Source organism: Aquirufa lenticrescens (genome assembly GCF_019916085.1).
GTDB classification, from domain to species: Bacteria; Bacteroidota; Bacteroidia; order Cytophagales; family Spirosomataceae; genus Aquirufa; species Aquirufa lenticrescens.
On the sequence record NZ_CP049834.1, the window covers coordinates 2,497,898 to 2,505,188 of the forward strand.

Here is a 7,291-nt window from a genome sequence, read left to right on the forward strand (position 1 = left end):
TATATGTCATCAAACAGTACATCACACCCTAAAGGACTTTATTTTCTTTATTCCACGGAAATGTGGGAGCGTTTCAATTTCTATGGAATGCGTGCCATCCTTTCCCTCTTTTTAGTAAGCGCCCTTTCTTTCAAACAAGACGAAGCCGCTATTTTATATGGAGGATTCTTAGGGCTCAGTTATTTAACTCCCATGCTAGGTGGATATATTTCGGATCGCTACATAGGCAATCGCAATAGTATTATCGGTGGTGGATTTGCAATGGCCATAGGTCAACTCTTATTATTTAGTTCTGCTAGCTCATTTACCTTGGATGTTCCCTTCGCTACCAATTTAATGTGGGGCGGATTGTTGTTTTTGATTTTAGGCAACGGTTTCTTCAAACCGAACATTTCTTCCATGGTGGGTCAACTATATGAAAAAGGCGATAGTCGTTTAGATGCGGCATTTACCATCTTTTATATGGGGATCAATACCGGTGCCATGTTAGGAATGCTTATTTGCCCTTGGTTAGGGGATGTGAAAGTAGATGGTGTTCGCGTGATTGAAGCCTTCAAATGGGGCTTTTTAGCAGCAGGTGGAGCCATGTTAGTGGGTACCATTTTATTCATCTTATTAAAAGGCGTATTCTTAAAAGCTCCTGATGGAAGTGAAATTGGATTGGCTCCTACATTTAGTGAGAATAAAACAGCCGATACGGAGACTGAAAAAGCAGAGTTCTCGACTCAATCTATCGTTATTTCCAGCGCTTTATTTATTGGTCTAATCATCGGATTTCATTATTTATTCGTCACTGAAGTGGCAAATCCGATCAAAGACTGGATTTATCCAGTTATCTATTCAGCGGGAATCAGCTTAGCTTTCTTGATCATGAGGGATAAAACCTTAACCAAAATTGAACGAGATCGGATTTGGGTGATGTACTTCGTTGCATTCTTTGTGATTTTCTTTTGGGCGGCCTATGAGCAGGCAGGATCTTCTTTAACTTTCATTGCAGACCAGCAAACAGATTTGAATTTCTTTGGCATCATGTTACCACCAAGTTCAGTGCAGAATGCGAATTCATTTTTTATTATCATCTTGGCTTTCCCATTCTCGTGGCTTTGGATGCGACTGGCGAAAAAGGGGATTGAACCTAATTCTCCTGGTAAGCAAGCGATTGGCCTGATGTTATTAGCGATTGGCTATTTAATTATCGCGCTTAAAGTAAAGAACTTAGGTACGGATAAATTAGGTGTGATTTGGTTATTCATTATGTATTTATTCCATACGATGGGTGAATTAAGTCTTTCTCCCATCGGATTGTCTTTAGTATCAAAACTAGCCCCTAAGCGATTCTCTTCGCTATTGATGGGTGTTTGGTTTTTAGCCAATGCAGCTGGATATGCTTTATCTGGAACTTTAGGAGCCTTATTACCTCCTGCGACTGCTGTCGTAGGCCAAACGGTCTTTCCTAGTTTCTTAGGGTTTGAGATCAAAAATCTCTATGATTTTTTCATTGTATTTGTAATAATGGCCGGAATTGCCTCTGTAATTTTGTTTGGCCTTGCCAATGGTCCACTTAAACGTATGATGCACGGCATCCGATAATATGAATTCACACGATCATCATTTACACGAACAACATTTAAAAAGTTCTGATTTTATTACGGACGTAGTCATTGGTATGTCAGATGGACTGACCGTACCTTTTGCTTTAGCTGCAGGTCTTTCTGGAGCAGTAGCATCTGCAAGTATTGTTACAACCGCAGGTGTTGCAGAAATTGTTGCCGGTTCTATTGCGATGGGACTTGGCGGTTTTTTAGCTGGCCAAACTGAACAAGAACACTACGAGTCAGAATTGAAACGCGAATACGACGAAGTAGAACGGGTTCCAGAAAGAGAAAAACAAGAAATCAGGGATGTATTTGAAGATTATGGTTTGAGCCCTGAGGCACAAGAAATCGTCGTAGAATGTATTTCCAAAGACAAGGATAAGTGGGTCGATTTCATGATGCGCTTCGAATTAGGACTAGAACGCCCAGATCCTAATCGTGCGAGGAATTCAGCCTTGACAATTGGTATTTCCTACATTATTGGAGGATTCATCCCGCTTCTACCCTATTTCTATGTGGAAAAACCGCAGGACGGTTTACTCTATTCTGCCGAAGTAACCATTTTAGCTTTATTGGTATTTGGCTACTTTAAGAGCAAAGTAACCGGCCAAAATCCAATCATCGGATCATTAAAAGTGACTTCTATAGGTGCGGCAGCCGCTGCTGCCGCCTATTTCGTCGCTACCTTATTTCAATAGGCCGACACAGTATCATCACCACGGGAATCTGCACCACCCTGCAGGTTCCCATTAGGTAACACTAAAATTCCCTCTACTAAACCAATTGCCGAAACTGGTGCAAAGGTGTAGCCTTTCGTTTGAAGGCGAATTTGTTGTTCCTCTGAAAAACGCTTCGGTTCTGATGTAATTTTCTCCGGCAACCATTGATGGTGAAAACGAGGATATTCTACCGCTTGTTGCATATTCATACCCATTTCTAAGGTATTCAAGACCACTTGAAATACACTTGTAATGATCGTAGAACCACCTGGAGTTCCTACCACCATCTTTAATTGACCATCCTGCTCCACAATCGTAGGAGTCATACTAGAAAGCATGCGCTTGTTGGGTTGAATCTCATTGGCCTTTGAACCGATTAAACCATACAGATTTGGTGCTCCTGCTTTGGCAGAAAAATCATCCATCTCATCGTTCAACAAGAAACCTGATCCCCCTACAAATACCTTCGAACCATAGGAATTATTTAAGGTTGTGGTAATCGAAACTGCATTACCTTCATTATCTACTATGCTATAATGCGTTGTTTCAGGACTCTCATAGCCTGGAAAAGTACCTGCCTGAATGTCAGCACTCTTTGTCGCTTGATTAAAATTCATCGAAGACATACGGGATGTAGCGTACGTTGGATCAATTAATTCGTTAACTGGTACTTTGACAAAATCAGGATCTCCTAACCATTTAGAGCGATCAGCATATACGCGTCTCTCTGCTTCAACCATCACCTGAATAGTGGAATCCGAGGTAGGACCCCATTTTTGTAATGAATAAGGAGCCACCATTTGCAATAGTTGCGCTAAGGCTACCCCGCCACTACTTGGAGGCGGCATACCAATAATCTGGTAGTTTTTGTATTGACTCTTGATAGGTGTACGCCAAACTGCTTGATAATTTCGTAAATCCTTCTTCGAAATGATGCCGTTTTGGGCTTTCATCTCATTCACAATGTTACGAGCGGTTTGGCCTCGGTAGAAGCCTTTGGCTTTCTTCTTTAAAATCAACTCTAACGTATTCGCTAAATCTTCTTGCACTAACAAATCGCCTGCCTTCCACTCTTTTCCCTCTGCAGATAAAAGATAATACTTACCTGGATTCTCTTTCATAAATTCCGTTCTCTGGCGATTCAAGCCTCTCGCTTCCTTTTCAGTTAAAATCAATCCCTCCCTTGCTAAATCCACAGCAGGCTGCAAAAGGTCCGCCCATGGCAATTTCCCTAACTTTTCGTGCATCTCTTGCATACCTGCAACGGTACCAGGAACACCCACAGAGAAAATACCTGTCATACTTTTACCCGGAATAATTTTGCCCTCAGTATCTAAATACATATCTCTATTTGCGGCAGATGGCGCTTTCTCCCGATAGTCTAAGGCTTTCACATTTCCTGATTTATCCCGATATACAAGAAATCCTCCACCCCCAATATTTCCCGCAGATGGATGCGCAACAGCTAAGGCAAAATTCACTGCCACCGCTGCATCTATTGCATTTCCCCCTTTTTTTAAAATGGATAAGCCTATTTCGGACGCTGCTGGATGCGTCGATACCACCATTCCTTGCTTTCCTTCGATTAAAGGCTTTTGAGTAGTTTGTGCAAAAAGGGAGAAAGACAGAAAGAAAAGTAGAAAATACCTCGTCATTTTAGGAATGTTTTGAAATGAATTGACAAATTAATAGAATCCAATGATTTACTAACATTGCGATAATAAAAATATAATTTAACTTTGTGATTATTTAAAGATTTTTTCAATAAAACGTATACTAACAGTGGATATTTTCGAGAAGGTAGCTAATAACATGGGACCAATTGGTGCACACGCGCATTATTCCCATCATTATTTTTCATTCCCCAAATTAACAGGTGAATTAGGCCCAAGAATGACTTTCATGGGCAAAGAAATGTTAAACTGGTCTCTTAATAACTATTTAGGTCTAGCGAATCATCCTGAGGTTAGAAAAGCTGATGCTGAAGCAACAGCAAAATACGGTTTAGCCTACCCAATGGGCGCGCGTATGATGTCTGGTAATACAGATGAGCACGAAGAATTTGAGCGTCAATTAGCCGAATTTGTAGGCAAAGAAGACGCCTTCTTATTAAACTACGGATACCAAGGCGTGATGTCAATCATCGAATGTATGGTAGATCACAAAGACGTAATCGTCTATGACGCTGAATCTCACGCCTGTTTAATCGATGGTATTCGTCTTCACAAAGCAAAAATGGGACAGTACTATAAGTTCAATCACAATGATATGGATTCATTGCGTAAGAACTTAGAACGTGCCACTAAAATAACTAATGAGACAGGTGGTGGTATTTTAGTGATTACTGAGGGTGTTTTCGGGATGTCGGGTAAAGTCGGTTCATTAGATAAAATTGTGGAAATGAAAAAAGATTTCAATTTCCGTCTTCTTGTTGATGATGCTCATGGTTTTGGTACCATGGGAGACAATGGCCAAGGTGTGGGCGAATACCTAAATTGCACAGAAGGAATTGACTTATATTTCTCCACTTTTGCTAAGTCTATGGCTGCTATTGGGGCCTTTGTTGCGGCTCCTAAGGAGATTATCATGTATTTGAAGTATAATATGCGTTCACAAACCTATGCAAAAGCATTACCTATGCCATTTGTCATCGGTGGAATGAAACGTTTAGAATTGATCAAAAAACATCCAGAATTGAGAGAAACCTTGTGGGCAAATGTTCGTGCCCTACAAAAAGGTTTAAAAGATAAAGGTTTTGATATCGGTGAAACGCAATCACCTGTAACTCCTGTATTCTTACATGGAGAATATGATATTGCTGCGGTAACAAAACTGGTGCGTGATCTACGTGAAAATATGGGTATTTTCTGTAGTATTGTCGTTTATCCGGTAGTTCCCAAGGGGCAAATCATGTTAAGAATCATTCCTACTTCTTCACATACACTAGCTGATATTGAGTACACATGCGACTGTTTTGCTGAAGTTCAGAAAAGATTGAAATCAGGCTACTATGCGCAATAATTGATTGATTTAACGGAAATTCTGGTTAAAATTGTATTTTTTTGCATTTTTTTTCTGTTTTTTCTTGATTTTAATTTGCACACAACAAGTTTTTTACTAAATTTCGCTTATTAAAGCTCATTTAAGGGCATAAAGACAATCTAATATTATTTACACAACCTAAAAAACAAATTATCATGAGTAGATTTGCACAAGTAAAGGACTTAATTTTATCTTTAGAAGGAGATTTCGAAAAATTCTACGATAAAGGAAATCAAGCAGCTGGTACTCGCGTTAGAGGTGGTTTACAACAATTGAAAACTTTAGCACAAGAAATTCGTACTGAAGTTCAAAACAAGAAAAACTCAGGAAAATAATTTTTCCCCTCTTTGATAAAAAAAGCCCGATAAACATCGGGCTTTTTTTATGTTAAAATAGTTCTGCGTGCATGGCTGAGGCCATACCATCGACCATAATCTTCCCTCTTTCTAGTTCAAAAACTTGAGTAGAAATCTCAGCGGTGTGTTTAGCAGGATTAGTACTTACAATTTCAAACTTAGCTTTATACGTAGTTCCTACAAATAAAGGGCGCTTAAACTCAGAAACCTGCTTTAAATAAACACTACCTTCACCTGGAAATTCCATACCCATTACTCGCGAAAAAACACTGGCGATTAAGGCGCCGTGAATGATAGGCTTCTTAAATGGGGTATTGGCTGCATAAGCTTCATCCCAATGCAAGGGATTAAAATCACCTGATATTTTACAAAAGTCATTTACTTGCTCTTGTGTGAATGAGAATTCGATCTCATACGAGTTTCCTACATCTAACATAGTTTGATCATTTTTTGTAAAATTAAACCAAAATTTGATTCTATTTTTGTGCAAATTTAAATTAGCCAATGATTCACTTTATTCTAAACCCAAACGCAGGAACAAATTCTTTGCAAAAAAGGGAACGGATAGTCAAGTCGCTTAACGGAATCCCTAATTCCAAGGTTTGGCAAACCGAACGAGTGAAACATGCCTCAGAATTAACAGAAATCGCCATTTCAAAAGGTGCAACCAAGGTAATTGCCATTGGCGGAGATGGTACAATCAACGAAGTAGCCTCAGCTCTTTTATATAGTAATATTCCCTTAGGCATAATCCCAATGGGATCAGGGAATGGCCTAGCTAGACACCTTCAGATCCCACTACAGTTCGATAAAGCATTACATAAGGCGCTAAATGGAACTATCATTTCCATTGATGCAGGTAAGTGGAATGAGAGACCTTTCTTTTGTACCGCAGGTATCGGATTCGACGCTCAAGTAGCAGCGCATTTTGCGAACAGAGGCAAAAGAGGATTTCTGAATTACCTATATTCCACTCTGGTATCTCTCAACCAATACCAGGCGATTGCAATCAAAGACAAAGGAAAGGTATTCTCCTTTACCGTCGCTAATGCAAACCAGTTTGGAAATAATGCGTACATATCCCCTGAATCCGATTTACAAGATGGATTATTAGAGACTATTTTAATAAAACCAGGTAGTATTTTGGCATTAGCTAATCTTGGAATAAGTCTATTTCGCAAAAACCTACCTTTACATCCGCTGGTTAGTGTCTCTTCCGTTCACACACTTCAAATTGAAGCATCAGAAGGAATACCTTATCATTTAGATGGCGAAAGCCTTACCCTTACATCAAATAGGATCGAGATAGCAATTCTACCTTCAGCTCTACTCGTAGTAAAATAAAATTTCTTATACTTTTTCAAGTTAAAGAATGATTTAACCACACTAAATTTGAACAATTTTTAGAAGCAAATTTTAGGTCATTTTTTTTCGAAAAAAAAACTGGATTTATTTTCGTTTTCAAATTTGGAACGACATCTTATTTTACTATTTTTGTCTCCCCGCTTAAGAAAAAAGGTAGTCGTTTTCTTAATTAGAACCATTTTAAACTTATACAATTTAAGCCAAGGTGAATTCC

General features: G+C 39.1%; 7 protein-coding genes. 5 read left to right on the forward strand and 2 right to left on the reverse strand.

Annotated elements, in window-relative coordinates; all coding sequences use genetic code 11:
* Positions 1-3 precede the first annotated feature (3 nt).
* Together G9X62_RS11195 and G9X62_RS11200 are read left to right on the forward strand one after the other, a co-directional pair.
* Positions 4-1,590, forward strand: coding sequence for a peptide MFS transporter (locus G9X62_RS11195; RefSeq protein WP_223130789.1), 1,587 nt, complete (start codon positions 4-6; stop codon positions 1,588-1,590).
* A gap of 1 nt (position 1,591) precedes the next feature.
* On the forward strand, positions 1,592-2,293 hold the full coding sequence (locus G9X62_RS11200) for a VIT1/CCC1 transporter family protein (RefSeq protein WP_223130790.1): 702 nt from the start codon (positions 1,592-1,594) through the stop codon (positions 2,291-2,293).
* Here G9X62_RS11200 and ggt read toward each other — a convergent pair.
* Positions 2,287-3,969, reverse strand: a complete 1,683-nt coding sequence (ggt, locus tag G9X62_RS11205) for a gamma-glutamyltransferase (RefSeq protein WP_261345519.1) — start codon at positions 3,967-3,969, stop codon at positions 2,287-2,289. The genes G9X62_RS11200 and ggt overlap by 7 nt on opposite strands.
* Positions 3,970-4,096: 127 nt before the next feature.
* Here ggt and G9X62_RS11210 point away from each other — a divergent pair, with 127 nt between their 5' ends.
* Positions 4,097-5,335, forward strand: coding sequence for an aminotransferase class I/II-fold pyridoxal phosphate-dependent enzyme (locus G9X62_RS11210; protein ID WP_223130791.1), 1,239 nt, complete (start codon positions 4,097-4,099; stop codon positions 5,333-5,335).
* A 176-nt stretch (positions 5,336-5,511) separates the two neighbouring features.
* On the forward strand, positions 5,512-5,691 hold the full coding sequence (locus G9X62_RS11215) for a histone H1 (protein WP_223130792.1): 180 nt from the start codon (positions 5,512-5,514) through the stop codon (positions 5,689-5,691).
* 52 nt (positions 5,692-5,743) lie between these two features.
* On the opposite strand, the gene G9X62_RS11220 is transcribed toward G9X62_RS11215, so the two are convergent.
* On the reverse strand, positions 5,744-6,148 hold the full coding sequence (locus tag G9X62_RS11220; protein ID WP_223130793.1) for a MaoC family dehydratase: 405 nt from the start codon (positions 6,146-6,148) through the stop codon (positions 5,744-5,746).
* A 68-nt stretch (positions 6,149-6,216) separates the two neighbouring features.
* On the opposite strand from G9X62_RS11220, the gene G9X62_RS11225 reads away from it, so the two are divergent.
* Positions 6,217-7,056, forward strand: a complete 840-nt coding sequence (locus G9X62_RS11225; RefSeq protein ID WP_223130794.1) for a diacylglycerol/lipid kinase family protein — start codon at positions 6,217-6,219, stop codon at positions 7,054-7,056.
* Positions 7,057-7,291: the final 235 nt, after the last annotated feature.

Coding starts and splice junctions, on each gene's coding strand:
- G9X62_RS11195 (WP_223130789.1), top strand. CDS start 4: ATGTCATCAAACAGTACATCACACCCTAAAGGACTTTATTTTCTTTAT.
- G9X62_RS11200 (WP_223130790.1), top strand. CDS start 1,592: ATGAATTCACACGATCATCATTTACACGAACAACATTTAAAAAGTTCT.
- ggt (WP_261345519.1), bottom strand. CDS start 3,969: ATGACGAGGTATTTTCTACTTTTCTTTCTGTCTTTCTCCCTTTTTGCA.
- G9X62_RS11215 (WP_223130792.1), top strand. CDS start 5,512: ATGAGTAGATTTGCACAAGTAAAGGACTTAATTTTATCTTTAGAAGGA.
- G9X62_RS11220 (WP_223130793.1), bottom strand. CDS start 6,148: ATGTTAGATGTAGGAAACTCGTATGAGATCGAATTCTCATTCACACAA.
- G9X62_RS11225 (WP_223130794.1), top strand. CDS start 6,217: ATGATTCACTTTATTCTAAACCCAAACGCAGGAACAAATTCTTTGCAA.